The organism is Marinovum sp. PR37, from assembly GCF_028807375.1.
Taxonomy (GTDB): domain Bacteria; phylum Pseudomonadota; class Alphaproteobacteria; order Rhodobacterales; family Rhodobacteraceae; genus Marinovum; species Marinovum algicola.
The window spans coordinates 45,478-68,700 of the sequence record NZ_JARAML010000008.1; the positions used below are offsets into that span (position 1 = coordinate 45,478).

The 23,223-nt window shown below is 66.3% G+C and carries 18 protein-coding genes; 5 read left to right on the forward strand and 13 right to left on the reverse strand.

What is annotated here, in order from left to right; genetic code table 11:
- The first annotated feature begins 119 nt into the window (after positions 1-119).
- Both PVW49_RS09040 and PVW49_RS09045 read left to right on the forward strand, forming a co-directional pair.
- Positions 120-773 carry an alpha/beta hydrolase gene (locus PVW49_RS09040; protein WP_048531281.1) on the forward strand — a complete coding sequence of 218 codons (654 nt, stop codon included), beginning with the start codon at positions 120-122 and terminating at the stop codon, positions 771-773.
- A gap of 8 nt (positions 774-781) precedes the next feature.
- Positions 782-1,018, forward strand: coding sequence for a hypothetical protein (locus PVW49_RS09045; RefSeq protein WP_274590405.1), 237 nt, complete (start codon positions 782-784; stop codon positions 1,016-1,018).
- Here the strand turns inward: PVW49_RS09045 and PVW49_RS09050 are convergent.
- Both PVW49_RS09050 and PVW49_RS09055 read right to left on the reverse strand, forming a co-directional pair.
- Positions 1,002-2,405: a cytochrome P450 gene (locus PVW49_RS09050; protein WP_274590406.1), complete on the reverse strand. Its 1,404-nt coding sequence runs from the start codon at positions 2,403-2,405 to the stop codon at positions 1,002-1,004. The genes PVW49_RS09045 and PVW49_RS09050 overlap by 17 nt on opposite strands.
- Entirely contained in the window at positions 2,402-3,634 is a 1,233-nt protein-coding gene (locus tag PVW49_RS09055) for a hypothetical protein (RefSeq protein ID WP_274590407.1), read from the reverse strand. Before PVW49_RS09055 ends, PVW49_RS09050 begins: the two co-directional genes overlap by 4 nt.
- Before the next feature lie 93 nt (positions 3,635-3,727).
- Here PVW49_RS09055 and PVW49_RS09060 point away from each other — a divergent pair, with 93 nt between their 5' ends.
- The gene (locus PVW49_RS09060) at positions 3,728-3,952 is read left to right on the forward strand and encodes a sulfurtransferase TusA family protein (protein ID WP_048531274.1); all 225 of its coding nucleotides are present in this window, start codon (positions 3,728-3,730) and stop codon (positions 3,950-3,952) included.
- A gap of 48 nt (positions 3,953-4,000) precedes the next feature.
- On the opposite strand, the gene PVW49_RS09065 is transcribed toward PVW49_RS09060, so the two are convergent.
- Both PVW49_RS09065 and PVW49_RS09070 read right to left on the reverse strand, forming a co-directional pair.
- Complete coding sequence (locus PVW49_RS09065; RefSeq protein WP_274590408.1) at positions 4,001-6,988, reverse strand: Rne/Rng family ribonuclease; 2,988 nt, start codon at positions 6,986-6,988, stop codon at positions 4,001-4,003.
- 579 nt (positions 6,989-7,567) lie between these two features.
- A complete protein-coding gene (locus tag PVW49_RS09070; protein ID WP_274563158.1) occupies positions 7,568-8,440 on the reverse strand; it encodes an NAD(P)-dependent oxidoreductase in 873 nt (290 codons plus the stop codon).
- Positions 8,441-8,532: 92 nt separating this feature from the next.
- On the opposite strand from PVW49_RS09070, the gene PVW49_RS09075 reads away from it, so the two are divergent.
- Positions 8,533-10,998 carry a penicillin acylase family protein gene (locus tag PVW49_RS09075; RefSeq protein ID WP_074834934.1) on the forward strand — a complete coding sequence of 822 codons (2,466 nt, stop codon included), beginning with the start codon at positions 8,533-8,535 and terminating at the stop codon, positions 10,996-10,998.
- Positions 10,999-11,302: 304 nt separating this feature from the next.
- Here the strand turns inward: PVW49_RS09075 and hflX are convergent, their stop codons facing one another.
- The 4 genes from hflX to trkA form a co-directional block, all read right to left on the reverse strand.
- Positions 11,303-12,577 (reverse strand): GTPase HflX, encoded by a 1,275-nt coding sequence (hflX, locus tag PVW49_RS09080; protein WP_074834936.1) that lies wholly within the window; start codon positions 12,575-12,577, stop codon positions 11,303-11,305.
- On the reverse strand, positions 12,574-12,813 hold the full coding sequence (gene hfq, locus PVW49_RS09085) for an RNA chaperone Hfq (RefSeq protein WP_048531263.1): 240 nt from the start codon (positions 12,811-12,813) through the stop codon (positions 12,574-12,576). Before hfq ends, hflX begins: the two co-directional genes overlap by 4 nt.
- 129 nt (positions 12,814-12,942) lie before the next feature.
- Entirely contained in the window at positions 12,943-14,457 is a 1,515-nt protein-coding gene (locus tag PVW49_RS09090) for a TrkH family potassium uptake protein (protein WP_048531261.1), read from the reverse strand.
- Positions 14,458-15,834 carry a Trk system potassium transporter TrkA gene (trkA, locus tag PVW49_RS09095; RefSeq protein ID WP_048531259.1) on the reverse strand — a complete coding sequence of 459 codons (1,377 nt, stop codon included), beginning with the start codon at positions 15,832-15,834 and terminating at the stop codon, positions 14,458-14,460.
- A gap of 214 nt (positions 15,835-16,048) precedes the next feature.
- Between trkA and PVW49_RS09100 the strand changes: the two genes are divergently transcribed.
- Positions 16,049-16,570: a cell wall hydrolase gene (locus PVW49_RS09100; protein ID WP_074834938.1), complete on the forward strand. Its 522-nt coding sequence runs from the start codon at positions 16,049-16,051 to the stop codon at positions 16,568-16,570.
- A 214-nt stretch (positions 16,571-16,784) separates the two neighbouring features.
- Here the strand turns inward: PVW49_RS09100 and PVW49_RS09105 are convergent, their stop codons facing one another.
- The 5 genes from PVW49_RS09105 to PVW49_RS09125 all read right to left on the reverse strand — a co-directional run bounded on the left by PVW49_RS09105 (position 16,785) and on the right by PVW49_RS09125 (position 23,221).
- Positions 16,785-17,339 (reverse strand): hypothetical protein, encoded by a 555-nt coding sequence (locus PVW49_RS09105; RefSeq protein ID WP_074834940.1) that lies wholly within the window; start codon positions 17,337-17,339, stop codon positions 16,785-16,787.
- An 83-nt stretch (positions 17,340-17,422) separates the two neighbouring features.
- Positions 17,423-18,004 carry a hypothetical protein gene (locus tag PVW49_RS09110; protein ID WP_074834942.1) on the reverse strand — a complete coding sequence of 194 codons (582 nt, stop codon included), beginning with the start codon at positions 18,002-18,004 and terminating at the stop codon, positions 17,423-17,425.
- A 15-nt stretch (positions 18,005-18,019) separates the two neighbouring features.
- On the reverse strand, positions 18,020-19,432 hold the full coding sequence (ntrX, locus tag PVW49_RS09115) for a nitrogen assimilation response regulator NtrX (protein ID WP_048531251.1): 1,413 nt from the start codon (positions 19,430-19,432) through the stop codon (positions 18,020-18,022).
- The gene (locus PVW49_RS09120) at positions 19,429-21,606 is read right to left on the reverse strand and encodes a sensor histidine kinase NtrY-like (protein ID WP_407657373.1); all 2,178 of its coding nucleotides are present in this window, start codon (positions 21,604-21,606) and stop codon (positions 19,429-19,431) included. Before PVW49_RS09120 ends, ntrX begins: the two co-directional genes overlap by 4 nt.
- 250 nt (positions 21,607-21,856) lie before the next feature.
- A complete protein-coding gene (locus PVW49_RS09125; protein ID WP_048531250.1) occupies positions 21,857-23,221 on the reverse strand; it encodes a sigma-54-dependent Fis family transcriptional regulator in 1,365 nt (454 codons plus the stop codon).
- Positions 23,222-23,223 lie beyond the last annotated feature (2 nt).

Here is a 23,223-nt window from a genome sequence, read left to right on the forward strand (position 1 = left end):
CATTAGGCTTATCTGCCACAAGCCCCGTTCCGTTTCCGGCATCGGGTTTAGAACCATTCTAAGGTTAACGGACAATTGCGTCAACAATTGCCACACCTTTGCGAGGAGTACAGCCCGTTATGCCCGAGGTCATCTTTCCCGGTCCCGAAGGACGGCTCGAAGGCCGCTATCACCCCCAGAAAGAGCGGGACGCGCCGATCGCCATCGTGCTGCATCCGCATCCGCAGTTTGGCGGGACGATGAACAACAAGGTTGTCTACAACCTGCATTACGCCTTCTACAACATGGGCTTCACCGTGCTGCGGTTCAATTTCCGCGGCGTCGGCCGAAGCCAAGGCGAATACGATCAGGGCGTCGGCGAATTGTCCGATGCGGCCTCGGCGCTCGACTACCTGCAATCGATGAACAACAATTCTAAGCATTGCTGGGTCGCCGGCTTCTCCTTCGGCGCTTGGATCGGCATGCAACTGCTGATGCGCCGGCCCGAGATTACCGGCTTCGTCTCGGCCAGCCCGCCGGCCAACATGTACGATTTCTCCTTCCTCGCGCCCTGCCCCTCGTCGGGGCTGATCATCAACGGCACCGCCGACCGCGTCGCGCCGCCGTCCGACACCACGGCGCTGGTTGGCAAGCTGCACGAGCAGAAGGGCATCACCATCACCCATGAAGAGATCGAGGGCTCAGGGCATTTCTTCGAGAACGATCACATGGACACGATGATCGGCACGGTCTCGGATTACGTCAAACGACGCCTGACCGAGACCTCGCGCTAGGGCCTGCCATGGGAGTGACCGAGGATCTGGCCGACGACCTGGCCCGCGACGTGATCGAGGCGGCCGAGCTGATGGGCGACGAAACGCTTGTCGCCGAGACCGCCAAGATCATCGGTGCCTCCTCGACCACGGCCGAAGAGGCCTTTCTGACGGCCGTGCGCGTGCGCATGGCCGCCAAACGCGGCCGACGTTTCCTCGAAGACCGGCTGCGCGCCTTCGAGGCGAAGATCAAGGATCAGGGCTGAGGCGCGGCGCGACACGCAGCCAGATGCCATTGTCGGACCGCACCGTCAGATGCGCCACCGGCACCGGCGCCGGCCCCGCGCCAAGCGCGAAGCGGAAATGCCGCAGCAGGTAGGACAGCAGCAGCGGCCCTTCGACCATGGCAAACCCCGCCCCGGGACAGACCCGCGCGCCAGCGGAGAACGGCAGATAGGCCTCGCGCAGGCAGGTCTTGCCGTTATCGGTGGCGTAGCGTCCGGGATCGAATTCATCCGGCCGCTCCCAGAGCCGTTCGTGGCGATGCAGATGCCACGGGCTCAGCACGATCTGGCTGCCCTTGGGCACCTCGCGGTCGCGGAAGCTTTCGGGGCATTGTGCCTCGCGCACCATCATCGGCACCGGCGGATAAAGCCTGAGCGCCTCGCGAAAGACATCGCGCGACAGCCGCAGCTTGGCCATGACACCGAAATCCGGCGCCGCTTGCGCTGAACCGTTCGCCTCGGGCAAAAGCTCCGGCAGACATTGCGCTTCTTCCGCCAAACGCTCCTGCCACTCCGGGTACAGCGCCATGAGATAGAGCGTCCAGGCCAGGGCCGAGGCGCTGGTTTCATGGCCGGCAAGAAAGAAGATCGCCACCTGGTCGACCATTTCCTCGGTGGTAAAGGTCTCGCCGGTCTCGGGATCGGGCGTGGTCATGATCTTGGTGGCAAGATCATCGGGGGCGGTGCCGGCCGCGATCTCGGCCATGCGCGCGGTGGTCAGCCGGGTGATCAGGCGGCGGATGGTCCTGGCCGACGCCCGGGTGTCGCGGCGAAAGAACCGCGGCATCCATTTCGGCAGCGGTACAAAGGCCGCGAGGTTCAGGATCGGCTGGCTGCGCTGGTAGTGGCGGAACTCGGCAAAGACCTGCGCCGCGATCTCATGTTCGATCGGAATCGAGAACAGCGTGCGAAAGATCACGTCTGCGGCGGCATGGCTGGTCTCGGCCTCGACCTCCAGCGTCTCGCCGCTATGCGCCGCCATCCGCTGCACCGCCGCCTCCGCCGCGGCGCGCATCGCCGGAAAGCCGTGCCGCAGGCGCCCGCCTTCGAAAGCCGGGTCGATGATGCGGCGCTGGCGTTTCCAGGTCTCGCCATTGGTGACAAAGACCGAGTTGCCCAGAAGCGGCCGCAGCCCCTCGCCGATGCGGTCGGATTTCGGGAAATCATCGGCCCGCTCTTTCAGGACCGCCCGGACCAGGTCGGGCTGGTTGACGAGGAAGGAGCGAAAGAATGGCGTACGGAACTCGGCCATCCAGGCGCGATAAAGCCGCGCCGGCTGGGCCGAGAGAATATCCTTGCGAAACAGAGACATGTAACGCAGAAGCGACACCTTGTCGGCGCGCGCGGGCGGTTTTGGCGGGCGTTTCATGGCGCGGTCGAGGTAAATTTGTTGACCGGCCGGTCGATCACCGACCGCGACGAGCGGCGGTTGCGATAGCGCGTGGCCAGGGTGTCCGGGCCGGCGGTGATCTGGAAATAATCGTAATCGCCGGGGCGGTCGAAGGCACAGAGATACTGGAAATGCAGCCGGAAAAACCGCCAGCGCAGCGCCTTCCAGCGCTCTGGCGAGAGCGTTTTGGTAAAGGCGGCCGAGAACACCAGCGGCCATTTCTTCGCCGGCCCCGCCACTCCGGTGACCGCCACCGGATCGCAGAGCGCAAAGGCGCAACCGTCTCCGGGCGCGGTGACATCGACCCAGAAGATCTCGTGGCGTTCGGACAGATAGGCAAGATCGGCGCGCAGCCGCCAGGCGCGCGGCAGAAAGCTGACCATCGGCACCACATGGCCAAGGCTGAGAAAGCCCAGTGCCGGTCCGTCTGGGCGCACATGGCCGGCGCGGATCAGATCGGACAGCACCGACACGCCCAGATGCGCGCCCGAGGAATGGCCGATCACCAGAATCTCGTCGACCGGGTCATCGCAGGCCGCGGCAATGCTCTCGACAAATTCCGCGATCCGCGCCTCGAGCTCGGGGGGCATCGCGCCAAACGCGCGGGCGTTGTAGGAATAATCGTGCATCAGGTAATAGACAAAAAGCTTGCCGTCCCACCTTCTGAACTGTTCCAGCAGCGCCCAGGCCAGCGCCAGCCCCGCCGCTCCTCCTACCAGCGGCCCGAGCCAGCCGACCCAGGGCGAAAGCAGCAGCCCGAGCTTGACCGCGCCCCAGACCACCAGCGCCGCCAGCGCCGCCTCGAGCAGCAGCATCACCACAGGATAGAGCGCCGCGATCACCGGGCCCTTTTGCAGCCGGGCCAACCGCCAGAAGGCGCCCGAGCCGATATAGGCGATCGCGGTATAGATCATCCGCAAGTAGCTGATGAAAATGCCGTGGCCCATCGAATGTTTGACGATGTCGGACCAGACCAGCACCTCGACCTCGGTCTCGACCACGGCGCCGTCAAATTCGCCGGTGACATGCCAGCCGTAGTTGCGCGATTTGGCGCGCGGGCGCAACGCGATGTCATAGCCCGAGATCGCGGCCTGTCTGGCGGCCTCGCGCCGATAGAGCTCGCGGTAGCGGCGCGGGTGAATCGGGTCGTAGCCGGGGATATAGAACACCCGGCGCTTGCCGACCCTGCGCTTGTCGCCACTGCCCATCTGCCACTCACTCTTTTGCCCCCGATCCTAGCCCGGTTTCGTGGCGAGAGTAAGGCGCTGGACAAGCCTCGCGGCGGCTCCTAGACCTGAGCCATGCCCGAGACACTCGACGCCACCCACCTGCTCTGCCCCCTGCCCGTGCTCAAGGCGCGCAAACGCCTGAAATCCATGGAAGATGGGGCGATCCTGGAACTGCGCGCCGACGATCCGGCAGCGGTGGTGGATGTGCCGCATTTCTGCGCCGAAGCCGGCCATGCGCTGATCGAGACGCGCGCCGATGGCGCGGCCGAGATTTACGTGATCCGCAAGGGCGGCTGACCTCCCCAAATGCAAAAAGCCCCGGCGCATGGCCGGGGCTTTGCCTGATCAGCGGCCGATCGACCACCAGCCGCGTTTCTTCGGCTTGTCGGGGTCTTCCGCTTCGGTCTCCTGCGCCACATCGGCGGTCTCGAGCACCGGCTCGGCCTTGGCCGTGGCGGGCTCCGGCGTCTCGGCCTCGGCCTCGGCCTGTTCCGGCTCTGCCGGTGCCTCGGGCTCGGGCTGGGCCTCGGGCTCTGCCGCGACGTCGGACTGCACCGGCTCTGCCGCAGGCGCGTCCTCTGCGATCGGTGCCTCGGGCTCTGTCGCCGGGGTCTCGGGCACCTCGTCCGCTTGCGAAGCCTTGGCAGGGGCATCCACCGCTGCCGGTGCCGCTTCGGCCGCCGGCGTGTCCGCCGGGGCCTCAGTCGCCTCGGGCGTCTCCGCTGCCGCCGCAGGTTCCGGCGCCGCCGTCGGCGCCTCGCTCACATCTGCCGGGGCCTCTGCCGCCTCGGTGGCGGCACCTTCGGCAACCTGCGCCTCTGGCGCGGCTGTCTCGTCCGAAGCGGTCTCTTCGGTCTTGGCGCGCGAGGATTTGCGGCGGCTGCTCGACGTGCGGCGGGTGCGCTTGGGCTTGTCGCCGCTGCTTTCCTCGTCCGCCGGGCTGGCCTCGGCCTCTTCTTTCGGAGCTTTGGCTTTCTTGTCGCCGTCGGCTTTCTTGTCGCCGTCGGCCTGTTTGTCGCCATTGGCGTCCTTGTCGCCATTGTCGTCGTCAGACCCGTCCTGCCCATCGCCATTGTTCTCGTCCGACTTGGACTTCCGCCGACGCCGGCGCCGCCGGCGCTTCTTGGGTTTGGGGGTCTCTTCTTCGCCGGTCTCGGGGGTCTCGGCCGGTGCCTCTTCGGCGGCCTGGGCCTCTTCTTCCGGTTCCTCGGTGTCTTCGTCGACCAGATCCATGATCTTGGTGTCGGCCGAGACGACGGGCGCTTCGGCCACCTTGCGGGTGGCGGTTTTCAGCTTTTCGATGGTGAAATCGGGGCTGACCAGCGCCGGATCGCCCTCGACCCGCACGGCAATGCCATAGCGCGCCTCGATCATCGCGATATGTTCGCGCTTGGCGTTCATCAGGTAGTTGGCAATCGTCACCGGGCAGCGCACCAGCAGTTCCTTGCAGCGGCGGCGGGTGCCTTCCTCTTCGATCTGGCGCAGCACTTGCAGGGCAAGGCTGTCATCCGAACGAATGAGGCCGGTGCCGTGGCAATGCGGGCACGGCGCGGTGGTGGCCTCGATCATGCCGGGGCGCAGACGCTGGCGCGACATTTCCATCAGGCCGAAGCCGGAAATGCGGCCCACCTGGATGCGGGCCCGGTCGGTCTTGAGCTTGTCTTTCAGCTTCTTCTCGACGGCGGCGTTGTTCTTGCGCTCGTCCATGTCGATGAAGTCGATCACGATCAGCCCGGCAAGGTCGCGCAGCCGGAGCTGGCGCGCCACCTCTTCGGCGGCTTCCAGATTGGTCTTGAGCGCGGTCTCCTCGATCGAGCCTTCCTTGGTCGCGCGGCCCGAGTTGACGTCGATGGCGACAAGCGCCTCGGTGACGCCGATCACGATGTAGCCGCCGGACTTGAGCTGCACCGTCGGGTTGAACATCGCGCCGAGGTAGCTTTCCACCTGATAGCGGGAAAAAAGCGGCAGCTGGTCGCCGTATTGCTTCACGTTCTTGGCGTGGGACGGCATGATCATCTTCATGAAGTCCTTGGCGATGCGGTAGCCGCGCTCGCCCTCGACCAGAACCTCGTCGATGTCGCGGCTGTAGAGATCGCGGATCGAACGTTTGATCAGGTCGCCTTCTTCATAGATCTTGGCCGGCGCGATCGATTTCAGCGTCAGCTCGCGAATCTGCTCCCACAGGCGTTGCAGGTATTCGTAGTCGCGCTTGATCTCGGATTTGGTGCGTTTGGCGCCGGCGGTGCGGATGATCAGCCCCGCGCCCTGCGGCACGTCGATCTCGTTGGCAATCTCTTTGAGCTTCTTGCGGTCGGGGGCATTGGTGATCTTGCGGCTGATGCCACCGCCACGCGCGGTGTTGGGCATGAGCACACAATAGCGGCCCGCGAGCGAGAGATAGGTGGTCAGCGCCGCGCCCTTGTTGCCGCGCTCTTCCTTGACGACCTGCACCAGCAGGATCTGGCGCACCTTGATGACTTCCTGGATCTTGTAGCGGCGCGGGCGCGGTTTGCGCGGCGGACGGATGTCTTCCTGATCGTCGTCATCGGCCACCGATTCGATATCGCTGTCCTTGTCGGCGGCATCGGGCTTGGCCGGGGTCTCGTCTTCGTCGTCCTCGGTCTCGACCTCGGGGGCATCGCCGGTCTTGGCGGTGTCGTCCGCAGCCGTTTCGGTCGCGGACACGTCAGCCGCCTCCGGCGCCTCTTCCGCCTCGTCTGCCGGCGTGTCCGATTGGGGGTCGGCCGCGTCGACGGTCTCTTCCGCCTGAGCAGCGTCCGCCGCCGGTGCCGTTTCCGCCGCCTCGGCTTCGGGCGCATCGCCGCCCTCGGGTTCCTCGACCGGGGTCTCGGCGACGGTCGCCATCGGCGACAGCCCTTCGAGCGTGTCCTCGCCATCACCGAGGTCGATGGTTTCCATCCCCTCGACTTCGCGGCTTTCGATCGCATCGGTATTGGCGGTCTTCTCCGCCTTTGAGGCCGACCGGCGACGGCGCTTCTTGGGGCGCGCCGCTTCTTCCTCGTCCCGCGCCTTCATGGCCTCGGCATAGGCGCGCTCTTCCTCCATCAGCGCCTCACGGTCGGCGACGGGGATCTGGTAATAGTCGGGATGGATCTCGGAAAAGGCAAGGAAGCCATGGCGGTTGCCGCCATAGTCGACAAAGGCCGCTTGCAGCGACGGCTCGACCCGTGTGACTTTTGCTAGATAGATATTGCCAGCGAGCTGGCGCTTGTTTTCCGATTCAAAGTCGAATTCCTCGACTTTGTTTCCGTCCACCACCACGACGCGGGTTTCTTCCGCGTGGGTGGCATCGATAAGCATTTTCTTGGCCATTGTACTTTCATGCTTTCCCACAAGCCCAAGGCCGCGCGGGATACCCCGGGCGGCGCGGCGGATTGCAGGAAATGTCCGATTGGGGCGATGGTGGACGCGGTCAGCACAGGCATGGGTGCGGGGCCCATGATGGCCCCTGCTCTTGCCCTCTGAATTCTCGCGCGTTGCATCGCGTTTCTTCTCCGACGGTCTGGCGCACGCACCATCCGCCCGTTTGCGGCCCGCCGCTTTCACAGTCGGGCTGGTCTTACGATCGCCGCCACGTCAATCTGGCGGTCCGGCGATCAGATCGGTCTGTCTCGGAAGGTTCGGGGCATCTGGCCCGCGTGACTTCGAAAACAGCGAAACTCTCGGGCAGAGGGACTGCGCCCTTTTGCCTTCTGTCAACATAAGGTGGGAAGGCGGGCAAATACAATGGGCAATCGTCAGCCGCACCGGCCCTGCGACAAGAAACGCCGCTTTTGCCGGCGCCCGGGACAGCCGTCACCGCCCCCGCACCGGAGGCGCGCCGCCGACCGAGAGACCCCCGGATCAAGTCCGGGGCGCGGGGCCTGAAACCTCCACGCCCCGCCAAGCCCCTCAGCCCGCCGCGTTCAGCCGCTTGATCAGGCTCGAGGTGTCCCAGCGCCCGCCGCCGAGCTTCTGCACATCCTTGTAGAACTGATCGACCAGCGCCGTCACCGGCAGGCTCGCCCCCACCTCGTCGGCGGTCTTCAGACAGATCGCCAGGTCCTTGCGCATCCAGTCCACGGCGAACCCGTGTTCGAACTGATCCGCCAGCATGGTCTCGAAGCGGTTCGCCATCTGCCAGGAACCGGCGGCCCCGCCGCTGATCACATCGACCACCGCCGCACCGTCGAGCCCGGCCTTCTGGGCAAAATGCAGCCCCTCGGACAGCCCCTGCACCAGCCCGGCAATGCAGATCTGGTTGACCATCTTGGTCATCTGCCCGGCCCCGCTCTCGCCCAGCCGGCGGCAGGCCTTGGCATAGGCCGCGATCACAGGCGCGGCCCGGTCGTAGGCCGCCTGATCGCCGCCGCACATCACCGCCAGCTGGCCGTTCTCGGCGCCTGCCTGCCCGCCGGACACCGGCGCGTCGACAAAGGAGATGCCGCCAGCCTCGGCCGCGTCGTAGAGCTCGCGCGTCACCGCCGCCGAGACCGTGGTGTGATCGACAAAGACCGTGCCCTCGTCCATTCCGGCAAAGGCGCCCTCTTCGCCCAGGCACACCGCCCGCAGGTCGTCGTCATTGCCGACGCAGGCCATCACGAACTCGGCGCCCCGGGCCGCCTCGGCCGGCGTCGGGGCACTGGCACCGCCATGCTCGCCGGCCCAGGCCTCGGCCTTGGCGGCGGTGCGGTTGTAGACGGTCACCTCGTGGCCCGCCTTGGCCAGATACCCGGCCATCGGATAGCCCATCACGCCCAATCCCAGAAATGCCAGTTTCGCCATGTCGTGTGCTCCCGCTTTTGTCTTGCATCCGTTTCCTTTAAGGGGTTCTCACCCGAGCCGGACGGGAAGACAAGAGGCAAGGCAAGGCGCAGATGGCAAGCTTATTCAAATGGCTGTTCAGGCTGGCAACGGCCCTCGTGGTGCTCTGCCTGCTGGCGGTGGCCGCGGTTTATTACCTCGCCTCGCGTTCGCTGCCCGATTACGACAAGGAGCTGGCGGTGCGCGGCATCGACGGACCGGTCGAGATCGTGCGCAACAATGCCAATGTGCCGCATATCTTCGGCGCCGGGGATGCGGATGTGTTCTTTGGCCTGGGCTATGCCCATGCGCAGGACCGGCTGTGGCAGATGGTGACCCTGCGCCGCACCGTGCAGGGCCGGCTGTCCGAGGTGTTTGGCCGTCGCACCCTGAGCACCGACACGCTGATGCGCCGGCTCGATCTCTATCCCCGCGCCACCCGGTCGGTGGCGGCGCAGGATGACCGCACCCTGGCGGCGCTGACGGCCTATGCGGCCGGCGTGAACGCCCGACTGGACGAGATCAACCGTTCGGCGCTGGGCCGCGGCGCGCCCGAGTTCTTTCTCTTCGAGGCGCCCATCGCGCCCTGGCAACCGGCCGATTCCATCGCGCTGATCAAGCTGCTGGCAGTGCAGCTCTCCGGCCAGATGCAGGAAGAGGTGCTGCGCGCCCGCACGTCGCTGCTCATCCCCGACGAGGACCGGCTGCGCGATATCCTGCCCGATGTGCCCGGCTCCGGCACCGCGGCGCTGCCGGAATATGCCGCCCTGGTGCCGGAGATCCGCAAGGGGCACCAGGATTATGCCCGCCTGCCGCGCGACCCGCTCTCACCCTTCGCGCCGCGCGGGCTGGCCGGGGCGTCGAACGCCTGGGCGGCGGCGCCCTCGCGCTCGGCCTCGGGCGGCACCCTGCTGGCCAATGACCCGCACCTGGGCTTTACCGCGCCGGCGATCTGGTATCTGGCAAGGCTCGAGCTCGAAACCGGCGGCGTGATCGGCGCCACGGTGCCCGGCGTGCCGGTGGTGATGGCCGGCAAGAGCCCCAATCTCGGCTGGGGTGTCACCTCGTCTTACCTCGACGATCAGGATCTCTATATCGAGCAGCTCAACCCCGACAATCCGCAGCAATACCGCACCCCCGGCGGCTTCAAGGATTTCGAGACCCGCCGTTCGATCGTCCGCATCAAGGATGAGGCGCCGGTCACCGTCACCCTGCGCTGGACCGACAATGGCCCGGTGCTGCCGGGCTCGCATTTCGATCTGGGCGCGATCACCCCCGCCGGCCATGTCGCCACGCTGGCCTGGACGGCGCTGAGCGATGCCGACACCTCGCTCAGCGCCGCCATGGGGCTGATGTACGCCCAGGATATCGACGCGGCGGTGGCCACCGGCAAGGATTTCGTTGCCCCGAGCCAGATGCTGACCCTGGCCGACAAGGAGGGCATCGCGCTGCAACTGGTCGGCCGCATGCCGCGCCGCTCCGAGCGCCACGAGAGCCAGGGCCGCCTGCCCACCAAGGGCTGGGCCGCCGAAAACCGCTGGCAGGGCAGTCTGCCGTATGAGGACAACCCCTCTTTCCTGCGCCCCGAGGGCGGCATTGTCGGCAATACCAACAACAAGGTGATCGACCGGCCCTTCCCAGAGCATGTCTCCTTCAATTGGGGCGACAGCCAGCGGATCGAACGCTGGACCCGGCTGATGCAGGGCCGCGAAGTGCACACCCGCGACAGTTTCACCGAGGCCCAGCTCGACACCGTCAGCTTTGCCGCCCGCTCGCTGCTGCCGCTGATCGGTGCCGACCTGTGGTTTACCGGCGAGGCCGCCCCGGCGGGCACCCTGGCCCGCCAGCGGCAGGTGGCGCTGACGCTGCTGGCGGATTGGAACGGCGAGATGAACGAACATCTGCCGGAACCGCTGATCTATGCCGCCTGGCTGCGCGCGTTGCAGGAAAGGCTGATCCGCGACGATCTCGGGCCGCTGGCGGATGAATACACCCATGTCGAGCCGCTGTTCATCGAACGGGTCTACCGCGACATCGACGGCGCCAGCGCCTGGTGCGACATCCTGCAATCCTCGCCCGAGGAGAGCTGCACCGATATCGCCCGCCTGGCGCTGGACGATGCAGTGGTCTGGTTGGAAGAGACCCACGGCCGCGACCTCTCGGCCCTGCGCTGGGGCGACGCGCATGAGGCGACCCATGATCACCCGGTGCTGGGCGAGGTGCCGGTGCTGCGCCATTTCGTCAATATTCGCCAGTCGACCTCGGGCGGCGACCATACGCTCTTGCGCGGCCGCACCCGCGGCACCGGAGCCAACCCCTATCTGAACGTGCATGGCGCTGGCTATCGCGGGGTCTACGACTTCGCCGATCCCGACAGTTCGGTCTTTATCACCTCGACCGGCCAGTCTGGCCACTTTCTGTCCCGCCACTACGACGATCTCGGCAGCCTGTGGCGGCGCGGCGAATATATCCCGATGTCACTGGATGAAGATCTCGCACGGGCGGCAGCAACGGGGGTGACACGGCTGATGCCGCAGTAGCTTTGCGGCACCTGATCGCCCCCGTTTGCGAGAGCCGCGCCATCGTCGACCCGGGTGGCGATACAACGGCCGTGAATGCCACTTCATCCCGGCCAGGCCCGTAACAGTTCGCGAAAGAACGCCGACAGCAGCCAAATTGCAGCCTCGGGAAGCGGGTCTGCGATGGCGCAGCAGCCTGCGCCCCGGCCCAGCCAACCCGCTACCGTACAGACCTTCACCGTCCCGGCCCTGCGCCGGGACCTCCCGGCCAGCCTCACACCGGCGCGTTCGGTTGCTTGCTCGGGCTGCGCCCCAGTTCCGCGCCCTACAGCCTTGCGAATTGCGCTTCCTGTTTGCGGCTCCAGGCCACCTTGAGCCGATAGCCGGTCTCGTCCTGCGCCTCGTCGGTCACCAGACCGCGCTCGAACAGCCAGGCGCGCTTGCGGCCCTCGCCGAAACCAAGCGCCACTTCGGTCTCGTGTTTTTCGGCCTCGAGCGCGCGGGTCACCGCATCGAGGAAATCCCCCATGCCGTCGCCGGTCACCGCCGAAAGCGTCACGATGGCATCGTCGCGGGCCGCGCGGGCCTGAAGCGCGGCCCGGTCCTCGGCGGCAATCCGGTCGATCTTGTTCCAGATCTCGAGCTGCGGGGTGCTGTCAGGCACCCCGAGGCTGCCCAGGATGGCGCGCACGTCCTCGGCCTGCTCTTCGCTGCCCTCATGGCTGATGTCGCGCACATGGCAGATCACATCCGCCGCCAGCACCTCTTCCAGCGTGGCGCGGAAGGCGGCGACCAGTTCGGTCGGCAGGTCCGAGATAAAGCCCACGGTGTCCGACAGGATCACCTCGAGCCCGTTGTCGAGTTCGACCGCGCGCATCGTCGGGTCGAGCGTAGCAAAGAGCATGTCCTTGGCCATGACCTCAGCCCCGGTCAGCCGGTTGAACAGCGTCGATTTGCCGGCGTTGGTATAGCCCACCAGCGCGACAATCGGAAACGGCACCTTGGCGCGGGCCTTGCGGTGCAGGTCGCGGGTCTTGACCACCTTGTCGAGCTGCCGGCGCAGGCGCACCAATTGATCGTCGATCGCCCGCCGGTCGGCCTCGATCTGGGTTTCGCCGGGGCCGCCGACAAAGCCGAGCCCGCCGCGCTGCCGCTCGAGGTGGGTCCAGGCGCGGACAAGGCGGGTGCGCTGATAAGACAGCGCCGCCATCTCGACCTGCAACACCCCCTCGCGGGTGGCGGCGCGGTCGGAAAAGATCTCGAGGATCAGCCCGGTGCGATCGAGCAACTTGACCCCCCAGTCCTTTTCGAGATTGCGCTGCTGCACCGGTGTCACCGGCCCGTCGACCAGCACCAATTCGACGTCCTCGGCCTTGAACCGGGCGCCCAGTTCCTCGATCTTGCCGGAGCCGAAGAGCTTGCCGGGCTGAACGTTTCTCAGGCCGACGACCTCGGCGCCCACCACCTCGAGATCAGGCAGCGCCGCGGCCAGGGCCACCGCCTCTGCCAGCGCCGGTTCGGGCGTGCGCCGGTCCTGATCGGACTTGATGTCGGGATGCAGGACCCAGGCACGGGTCACATGCGTGTCATGCTCTTTCAAGCGCCCTCGTCACCGTCATAAAGGTTGATCGGCTGGGCCGGCATGATCGTCGAGATCGCATGTTTGTACACCAGCTGCGACTGCCCGTCGCGGCGCAGCAGCACGCAGAAATTGTCGAACCAGGTGATCACGCCCTGAAGCTTGACGCCGTTGATCAGGAAAACCGTCACCGGAACCTTGGTCTTGCGCACGTGATTCAGGAACGCGTCCTGAAGGTTCTGTCTGTCCGAAGCCATACCTAAATTGCCTTTGTTCTTGCCGTAGTTGCCGCGGATCGGCCCCCTCACTGAGGCGCGAGTATGTCGTGCCAGCCAAGGGTTTTCCAGCCCCGAATGACGACAAATTATGCTGCGGTGCAGCAAAAGTCAATTGCGCCACAGGTTGGGCGACAAAAGCGCGATGATCGCCAGCGTTTCCAGCCGCCCCAGCACCATGGCCGCGCCATAGACCAGCTTGGCCCCGGCGTTGAGCTCGACCAGCACGATCGGCGCCTCCAGCGCCACGTCGGTCAGCGGCCCGGTTGTCGACAGCGCCGAGGTGGCCAGCACGATGGCGGCGTCGAAACGCACGCCAAAGCCGCCGAGAATCACCGTGATCGCCGCCAGCGAGATGGCGAAGAGCATGAAGAAGACCCAGGCCACAAAGGCGCCGTGCCGGCGGATGCGCCGGCTGACGGCGCGGGCATTGCCGACCGAGGAGGGATGTACCAGCCGTTCGATCTCGCGCCGGCCGTTGAGATAGAGCGCGAAGACCCTGAGCAGCTTGACCCCGCCGGCGGTGGTGGCCACGCCGCCACCGATCATGGCAAGCCCCAGAAGGATGATGCCCGGGTTGTCGAGGCCGGACCAACTGCGCGCGGCGGCCCAGTCGGCGCTTTCGAAGCCGGTGGTCGAGAGAAACGACAGCACGGTGAACATGCTACCCCAGGCCGCACGGACGGCCGAGAACAGGTCGTCAACCTCGTCGACCTCGAAGGCCCCGGCCCAATGGCGCAGGATCAGAAAACCGGGCACCAGCACCACCAGCAGCAGGCCCAGCCGGAACTCGGGGTCATGGCGCAGATCGGCGGCAGCGCCGGTGACGGTGTCATTGGTGAAGGTCAGCCGCGACAGCGAGAACAGCAGAAAGAGAAAGATCAGCCCCTCGCCGACAAAGCCGGCCGCACCGCTCTGCACCCCGCCGATTGGCGAAATGCCGGAGGTCGCCAGCGTCGAGGCGGCATGGCTGAAGGCCACCAGCGGCGCCTCGCCCGCCACCAGCAGCGTGATCCAGAGCGCCAGCGTCAGCCCGAAATAGACCGGGATCAGCCGCCACGAGGTCCGCATCAGCCGGGTCACCGGATCGGCGCCTTCCATGGTGGCGACGCGGGCTTCGCCACCGCCCGGCTCGGCGCTGGCGGTCACCTCGAAGCCGCCGAGATTGAGCGGCGCGAGGATCGCCGCCGCGGCGATCCACATCAGCAACCCGCCCATCCAGCCGACCAGCGCGCGCCAGAGATGCAGGGTGTCGGACAGCCGTTCCGGCGCAAACAGCGTCGCGCCGGTGGTGGTAAAGCTCGAGACCATCTCGAGATAGGCGTTGAGAAACGAGGTGGTGCGCAGCGCCTCGTGAAATGGCACCGCCATGATCAGCGGCAGCACGGTGAAGGCGCCCAGCAGCCCCAGCAGCTGGCGCAGGCCGGAACGGTTCTGCACCTGGTTCGAAATGGCGATGCCGACAAGGCTGACCAGGATCAGCGTCAGCAGGCCGGCATAAAAGAAGGTGCGCGCCTGGTGAAACGCTTCCGAGGCCAGCGCATGCACCGCCGGAACCATCATCCACAGCCCGCAAAGCCCCACAAGCTGAAGAAAGAAGGGAAGGTTTTTCAGGGTGTTGAGCATCTAGAAAAAGTCGATCGAGACCTGGAGCAGGCGCTCCACCTCGGGGACATCCTTGGTCATCGAGAACAGCGCGATGACATTGCCCTCTTCGATCCTGAGCGCGCCCGTGGGCCGCATCACCTTGCCCTCCTGCAAGACCGCGCCCACCAGCACACCCTCGGGGAAATCGATGTCGCGGATGCGCTGGCCGGCGATCGGCGAGGTCGAGAGCACCTCGGCCTCGATCACCTCGGCCTCGGCATCGCCCACCGAATAGACGCCGCGCACCCGGCCATGGCGGATGTGGCGCAGGATCGAGCTGACGGTGGTGGCGCGCGGGTTGATATAGGCGTCGATGCCCAGCGGCCCCATCAGCGGCACCAGCGTCGGATCGTTGATCAGCGCGATGGCAAAGGGACAGCCCTCGGCCTTGGCGCGCACCGCCGCCAGCATGTTGACCTTGTCGTCGTCGGTGACCGTCAGCACCGCGTCGGCGCGGTGGATATTGGCCTCTTTCAGCAGCGCCGCATCCAGACCGTCGCCATTGAGCACGATGGTCCGCTCGAGGATATCCGCCGCCCGTTCGGCGCATTTGCGGTTCTTTTCGATCACCTTGGCGCGGATCCGCTCGGCCCGGGACTCGAGCGCCTGCGCCACGGCGAGGCCGACATTGCCGCCGCCGACCAGCACCACACGCTCCTGCTTGGTCTGGGTCTTGCCGAAGATCTCCATCGTGCGGGTCACGTCGTCGATGTGGCTCATCAGATAACAATCGTCGCCGGCAAAGAGCTGATCGCCGGGATCGGGCGCAAAGAGCGTGCCCTCGCGACGGATCGCCACCACCACCGACCGCAGGGTCGAGAACAGATCGGTGAGCTGGCGCAGCGGCGTGTTGAGCACCGGGCATTCGGCGGTGAGCCGAAGACCGAGAAACTGCGCCTTGCCGTCGAGGAAATGCTCGGTGTCGAAGGCGGCCGGCGCCGAAAGCCGTTGCAGCGCGGCGTCGGCGACCTCCTTCTCGGGCGAGATCACCACGTCGATCGGCATGTGATCGCGGCGGTAGAGATCGGAATAGATCGCGTCGAGATAGCTCTGAGAGCGCAGTCGCGCCACCTTGCGCGGGATGGCAAAGACCGAATGGGCCACCTGACAGGTGACCATGTTGACCTCGTCGGAATGGGTGGCGGCGATGATCATGTCGGCATCGCGCGCGCCGGCCCGGTCGAGAATGTCGGGATAGCTGGCAAAACCGGCAATGCCCTGCACGTCCAAGGTATCGGTGGCCCGGCGCACCAGGTCGGGGTTGCTGTCGACCACCGTGACATCGTTGCGCTCACCCGACAGATGACGCGCGATCTGCCAGCCGACCTGTCCGGCGCCACAGATGATAACTTTCATGGCTCAGGCTCCCCTGCCCCGATCGCGAAAATCATCCTTGGCAGATGCGTGCAAGAGCGTCAACGCGCTACGCGGATGGCGACGGGCCAGCTGTGGCAAATACGGCAAGCGGCCGCGTTCCGGCCGCCTCCCGGGCAAAAAGACTTGCAAAAGCCGCCCGAGATTGCTGTGACGCTGAAAACCTGCGCAGCCACACAGCGAGAGAGACCGCCGGATGACCCTGACGAAGACTAGCCTGAGAACCGTGACCCTGGTCTCGGCGCTCGCGATTCTGGCGAGCTGCGGACAACGCGACCGGTCGGCGCCGCGCCCCGACCCGCAGGCGCTGGAATGCATGACCCGGGCGATGTACTTCGAATCGAACCGCTCGAGCCGCGACGGCATGATCGGGGTGGGCACCGTGGTGATGAACCGCGTCGCCTCGGACGATTTCCCGGATACGGTCTGCGGCGTGGTCTCGCAGAAGAACCAGTTCGCGCCGGGCGTGATGACCCGCCCGATGACCGACCGGGGCCTGCCGCTGGCGCTGGAATCGGCGCGGGCGGTGCTGCAAGGCGAACGCCATCCGCTGATCACCAAAGGCCGGTTCTTCCACGCCGCCTATTACGTCGCGAACTACAACAACATCCATTATGTGGCGACCGCCGGCGGCAATGCGTTCTACGAAAAGCGCCGCCCGGAACTGGTGACCCGCCGCACCCCGCCGACCCAGATCGAAGGCCTGACCGGCGGCTGATCCCCCGTCCCGGGTGCGGGCCGGGTGTTTTCGGCGGGATTATGGCTCTTCGCGAGGACCGGGGCACTTCGCCGACCCAGAGGCCCCGGCGCGGGGGCCGGGGCGCGGATCTCGTGCCAATTGCCTGACGCCCTGACCGGAGGCAGCGCCCTCCCCCGTCCCGGGCCCGCCCCGGGACCTCTGGCGTTGAGGCCAAGACGCTGGGCCGACGCGCCTACTGCCCGAAGCCCTGCATGGCCTTGAAATCCATCTTTTCCAGCGTGGCGAGCATGGTTTCGGTATCCGCGCCAGAGACCTGAACCAGAATGCGGTTGGCCACCAGCCCCATGATCTCGCCGTCCTGAATGGCGAATTTCTGGCGGTTCACCCGTTCGACCGTCAGCCCCATCATCGCGGCATTGTTGATCACCCCAGCCAGGCTCGCCACCATCGGATTGTCGGCCATGAGCTTGATGGCAAAGCGCTTGCCCTCGCCGGCATAGCTTGCCTCGGCGCCGACGCCACCGCCGATCATTGCCAGCCCCGGGGCCGCCTCTTCGTCGATCTCGCGGGTCCAACCTTCGGGCGCCGGCGGCAGAAAGGCGCTGAGCGCGCCGGTCTTGCGGCCAAGCAGCTGCTGCCTCGCGATGTCGATCTCATCGAGGGCGTATTGGATATCGCCCGCTTCATAGGCCGCGAGGGCGCTGTTCAGGGTGTCGGTGATCTCGTCGGCCGCCAGCGGCGTGGCAACAAGACAGGCGGCGGTCAGAAGGCCGGGGAAAATACGCATGAAAAATCTCGTGTGGTGCGGTTATTCGCGAAACCTGCCGCGAAGCGACGCGCAAGACAAGCCCGCCGCCGGGTGTCGGCTGTTCAGAGACCGAGCCGCGCCTTCTGTTGCGCTTGCCAGGCGCGCACCGCTTCCAGCGTTTCCCATTCATACCGCGGGTCTTCCGTCACCCGGCCGAACCACAGCCGCCCCTGGCCGATGCGCCAGGGATCGAGCAGCAGCCCCGCCTCCATCGGCCGGCCCCGGGCAGAGACCACCACCGAGACATGTTCGAGCCGGACGTTGCGGGCATTGGAAAAGCCGACGTGCAGATCGATGGTCCGCAGCCTCTCGGCATGCAGCGCCGCATAAAGCGCATTGGTCCAGTCGCGGCAGAGCCCCTTTTCGCGCAGGCCGTGGATCACCTTGAAATTGTGCTTCAGCGGCGGGTCGACCACCTGCCATTCCTCGGCCCAGTCGAGCGGCCGCAATACCGCGATCCGCGCGGTGCGCCCCGCCTCTTGCGCATCCACCTCCGGCCCCAGCGCCAGAAGCGCCCGGGTCAGCGCGGCGATCCGGGCCTCGCCGTTGCCGGTTTCGGCGAAACTCATCTGCGGCGCCGGCGCGCCGCAGCCGGCCGACAGCCCCAGCGCCGCGAGGCCCAGGGCCACGCGGCGCCGCGTCATCACTGCTGGCACCGGTCAGCCCGCCTGTGCCGCCGTCTCGCCGACCCGCGCCACCCTGGCACCGGATTTCGACGAGGTGACCACGCCCAGCGACTTCAGCTTGCGGTGCAGGGCCGAGCGCTCCATGCCGACAAACGAGGCGGTGCGGCTGATGTTGCCGCCGAAGCGGTTGATCTGGGTCAGCAGGTATTCCCGCTCGAAGGCCTCGCGCGCCTCGCGCAGCGGCAGGGTCGCCAGCGTGCCGGCCAGCACCACCCGGCCCTCTTCCTGCCCCGCCGGCGCATCCTGCGGCAGCTCATGGGCGTCGATCTCGCCCGTGCCGTCGCCAAGGATCAGCACCCGTTCGATCAGGTTCTTGAGCTGGCGGACGTTGCCCGGCCAGGTCATCGTCTGCATCAGGGCCACGGCCTCATCCGACAGGCTGCGCATCGGCAGGCCCTGGGTGTCGTGGCAGACCTTGATGAAATATTGTGCCAGCACCGGGATATCCTCGCGCCGTTCCTCAAGCGAGGGCACGGCGATCGGCACCACGTTGAGCCGGTGATAGAGCTCCTGGCGGAAGCGCTCGGCCTCGATCTCTTCTTCCAGGTTACGGTTGGTCGAAGAGATCACCCGCAGGTCCACCCGCACCTTGTCTGTGCCGCCGACGCGGGTGAACTGCTGATCGACCAGCACCCGCAGGATCTTGGACTGGGTGCCGAGCGGCATGTCGGCCACCTCGTCGAAGTAGATCACCCCGCCATGCGCCTGTTCCAGCAGGCCGGCCTCGACGCCGCGTTCGGCGCTCTCGCGGCCGAACAGCACCTCCTCCATGGTCTCGGGCTCGATCGAGGCGCAGTTGACGGTGATGAAAGGCGCCTCGGCGCGGGCGGAATGGGCATGGATGTAGCGCGCCGCCACCTCCTTGCCGCTGCCGGCCGGCCCGGTCAGCATCACCCGACCGTTGGATTTGGTCACCTTGTCGAGCTGGCCCAGCAACGCCCGGAACGCGGCGCTTTCGCCGACCATCTCGGCGGCGGTGCTTTCCTTGCGCTTGAGCTGCTGGTTCTCACGGCGCAGTCGCGATGTCTCCATCGCGCGGCGGATCACCACCAATAGCTGATCGATGTTGAACGGCTTCTCGATGAAGTCATAGGCGCCCTGCTTGATCGCGGCGACGGCGATCTCGATATTGCCATGCCCCGAGATGATCACCACCGGAATGCCCGGGTTGTCGCGCTTGACCGTCTTGAGGATGTCGATGCCGTCCATCCGGCTGTCCTTGAGCCAGATATCGAGGATCATCAGCGCCGGCGGCTCGTCGTTGAGCGCGGCCATGCATTCATCCGACCCGCCGGCAAGACGGGTGGTAAAGCCCTCATCTTCCAGAATATCCCCGATCAGCTCGCGGATATCGCGTTCGTCGTCGACAATTAGAATATCGCTCATTTGCTCGTTTCCCCTCGGTCCTCTTCACGCACACTGTCCAAATCCGCCGCCAAAGGCAGCCGGATCACGGCCATCGCCCCGGCAGCGGGCTGGCCGTCAAATCGCGGCGCGTCTTCCAGTGCAAGACTGCCGCCATGTTCCTCAATGATCTTCTTGACGATGGGCAGGCCCAGCCCGGTGCCCTTGTCGCGGGTCGTCACATAGGGCTCGAACAGCCGCGCGCGGTCTTCGGGCAGGCCGATGCCGTTGTCCATGATGTGGATCAGCGCCTGGCGGCCCTCGTCCTCGCAGGTGACGCGGATCATCGGCCTGTGGCCCTCGGGCGCGCCACGCTCTTGCAGGGTCTCGATGGCCTCGCCGGCGTTCTTGATCAGGTTGGTCAGCGCCTGGCTGATCATCGTGGCGTCGAGATCGGCCATCATCGGCCCTTCGGGCAGCGCCACGTCGAAGCGCACATCCGGCTGGCCGCTTTCCTGCAACAGCAGCGCGCCGCGCAGCAGGTCGACCACATCCTCCGGCGCGCGGTCGGGTTCCGGCATGCGGGCGAATTTCGAAAATTCGTCGACGATGCGCCGCAGGTCGTTGGTCTGGCGCACGATCACCCCGGTCAGCTCCTCGAGCTTGGCGGCGCTGGCCGCGTCGAGCTCGCGGCGGAACTTGCGATGGATGCGCTCGGCCGAAAGCTGGATCGGCGTCAGCGGGTTCTTGATTTCATGCGCGATGCGCCGCGCCACGTCGCCCCAGGCGGCCATGCGCTGCGCCGCCACCAGGTCGGACACATCGTCGAAGGCCACCACATAGCCTTCGAGCCCGCCGTCCTCGCGGCTTCGGGTGGCCATGCGCACCAGCAGGTTCTCCTGTCTGCCCTCGCGCACCACCTTGACCTCTTGCTGCACCACGTTGCGTTCGCCGGCGGCCAGTGCCTCGAACAGCGGGCCGAATTCCGGCACCGCCACATTCAGCGGCACGGTCTGGCGGTTTTCGCTCCAGCCCAGAAGCCGCTCGGCCGAGCGGTTGACGAAGGACACCCGCCCGGCATCGTCGAGCCCGACCACGCCTGACGTCACCGAGGACAGCACCGAATCGAACATCCTGCGGCGGCGTTCGATCTGGCGGGTGTTGTCGAGCAGGGTCTCGCGCTGGCCCTTGAGCTGACGGGTCATCTGGTTGAAATAGCGGCCGAGCATGGCGATCTCGTCGTCGCCTTCCTCTTCGCGCACCTGCACATCCAGATCGCCGGCACCGACCCGCTGCGCCGCGCCAGTCAGCCGGCCCACCGGCCGCGACAGCCGTTCGGCGAACCACAGGCCCAGCCAGGTGGCGGCCAGCACCAGCAACAGCGCAAAACCCAGGTAGATCAGCGCGAAGTCGAACAGGCGCCGGCCGCGCTCACTTTCCTGTTGCTGATAGAATTGCGCGGTCTGCTGGGTATCGTCGAGCAGGTCGAGCAGCTCGCCGTTGACGTTGCGGGAGATATAGAGATAGCGGTCGGGAAATTCGCTGAGCGGCACGATGGCGCGAAACTCGCTGTTTTCCCAATCCTCGATCAGGCTCAGGCTGTTGTCGCCCTGGCTGGCGGCGATCTGCGCCGCCGTGGGTTTCTCGAAATCGAACAGGTAGGACCGTTCGCCACGGGTGCGCAGCTCGCCGGTGCCGTCGATCAGATAGGCCTCGCGCAGCCCGCGCTGGATCAGCCCCTGCCCGTCGGTCAGCACCTTGCGCAGATTGGTCGTCGGATCGCGCAGCACGGTCGGACGCTGGGCATTGATATAGCCGGCCAGCGCGCGGGCATCCTCAGCCAGATCCTCGCGCTGTTCGGCCTGATAGGCCTTGGCGGCCGAAAGCGACGCCCCCACCACCTGGCGCACCCTGTCCGAGAACCAGGTCTCGAGCCCGATGTTGATTGTCAACACGGCAAAGACCGCCACCGTCACCGCCGGAATCAGCGCCATCAGTGCAAACACCCCGGTCAGCCGCAGGTGCAGCCGCGACCCGGCCGAACGCGCCCGCCGCGCCGCCACCATCCGCGCCACCCGTTGCAGCACCAGCGCCGCGATCAGCAGAACATAGACAAAATCCGCCAGCAGAATCAGCCGCAGCCCCGGCGCGCTGGCGCCCATGTTGAGCGGCCCCATGACAAGGAAGGTGGCAAAAGCCAGGCAAGGGCCCAGCACCACCAGCGCCAGGGTCGTGATGTTCTGGACCCGGCGCTGACGCGCCCACCGCCGCAGCCCCTCCAGAGAGACCCGCCGAACCGGCGGAGTCCTGCCGCCCCCGTTCAAACCTCGCGCCGATGCATGTGCCCCAGTGGCCACAGACCGCCCTCACTCAGATGTGCCGCTTGCGCGGCGAACCGCCATATCCTGTGGCTCTCTCCCGTCCAACCACATGGGTTGCGACATCGGGGCCACTCATGTGGCTGTTTTACATCAACTTGCGGCGCCGTGTCACGGGAATATCGAGATCGGTGATTTTCTTGCGCAGCGTATTGCGGTTGATGCCGAGCAGTTCGGCGCATTTCGCCTGATTTCCGCCTGTGGCCTCGAGCGCGATTTCGATCAACGGGTATTCCACCTCCTTGAGAATACGCTGATAAAGCCCCGGCGGCGGCAGGAGCGCGCCATGCAGGTCGAAATACCGGCGCAGGTGGCGGGAAACTGCCGCCCCCAGCTTTTCGCTGCTGCCGCCCGAAAGCACCGGCTCCATCTCGGGTTGATTGCCAAGCACCAGCTCAACCTCGGTGCGGGTGATTTCCTCGGCCCGGCTGGTCAGACTCAGCCGGCGCACCGCGTTCTCCAGCTGGCGGACATTGCCCGGCCAGCTGTAGGCGCGAAACAGCTCGGCGGCATCGCCCGAAAGCCAGCGCTTGGGCGCGCCGTCGCGCTCGGCCCGCAGCAGGAAATGATCGGTCAGCAGGGCGATGTCCTCGACCCGTTCGCGCAGGCTCGGCACCTGGATCGAGGCGCCCGAGAGCCGATAGTAGAGATCCTGCCGCAGCCGCCCCTTGTCCAGCGCCTCGGCCAGGTCGCCCTGGCTGGTCGCCATGAAGCGCGGCACGTGGTCGCCGGGCGTGTCGATCATCCGCACGATCCGCGCCTGGATGTCATCGGGAATGTCGGTGATCTCGTCCAGCAGCAGCGTGCCGCCCTTGACCCGCGCCAGCACCCGCGCCGGGCCTTCGATGTCCTGCAACTCATTGCCGGTGACGGTGACAAACGGCAGCGTGCGCCGGTCGGAGAAGTCGTGAATGGCCCGCGCGATCAGGGACTTGCCGGTGCCACTTTCACCGGAAATCAGCACCGGAAGATCGGTGTTCATCACCCGCGCCACCAACCGGTAAAGCGCCTGCATCACCGGCGTCCTGCCGACCAGCGGCAATTCGTCCGGCTGATCGGGCACATCCGGCGCCGGCCGGGCCGGGGCGCTGCGCGCCTCGAGCGCCCGGGCGGTGCGCTTCATCAGATCCGGTAGATCGAAGGGCTTGGGCAGGTAATCATAGGCCTCGGCCTCGGCCGCCTGGATCGCCGTCATGATGGTGTTCTGCGCCGAGATCACGATGACCGGCAGGTCGGGTCGGTCCTGGCGGATTTTCGGAAGCATTTCCAACCCATTGCCATCCGGCATTGCAACGTCGGAGATGACCACGTCGCCCTTGCCCTCGCCGACCCAGCGCATCAGCGTGGTCAGCGACGAGGTGGCATGCACCTTGCAGCCCGCGCGGGTCAGCGCCTGGGTCAGCACCGTGCGGATGGTGCGGTCGTCGTCAGCAACCAGGATCGTGCCGTCCATGA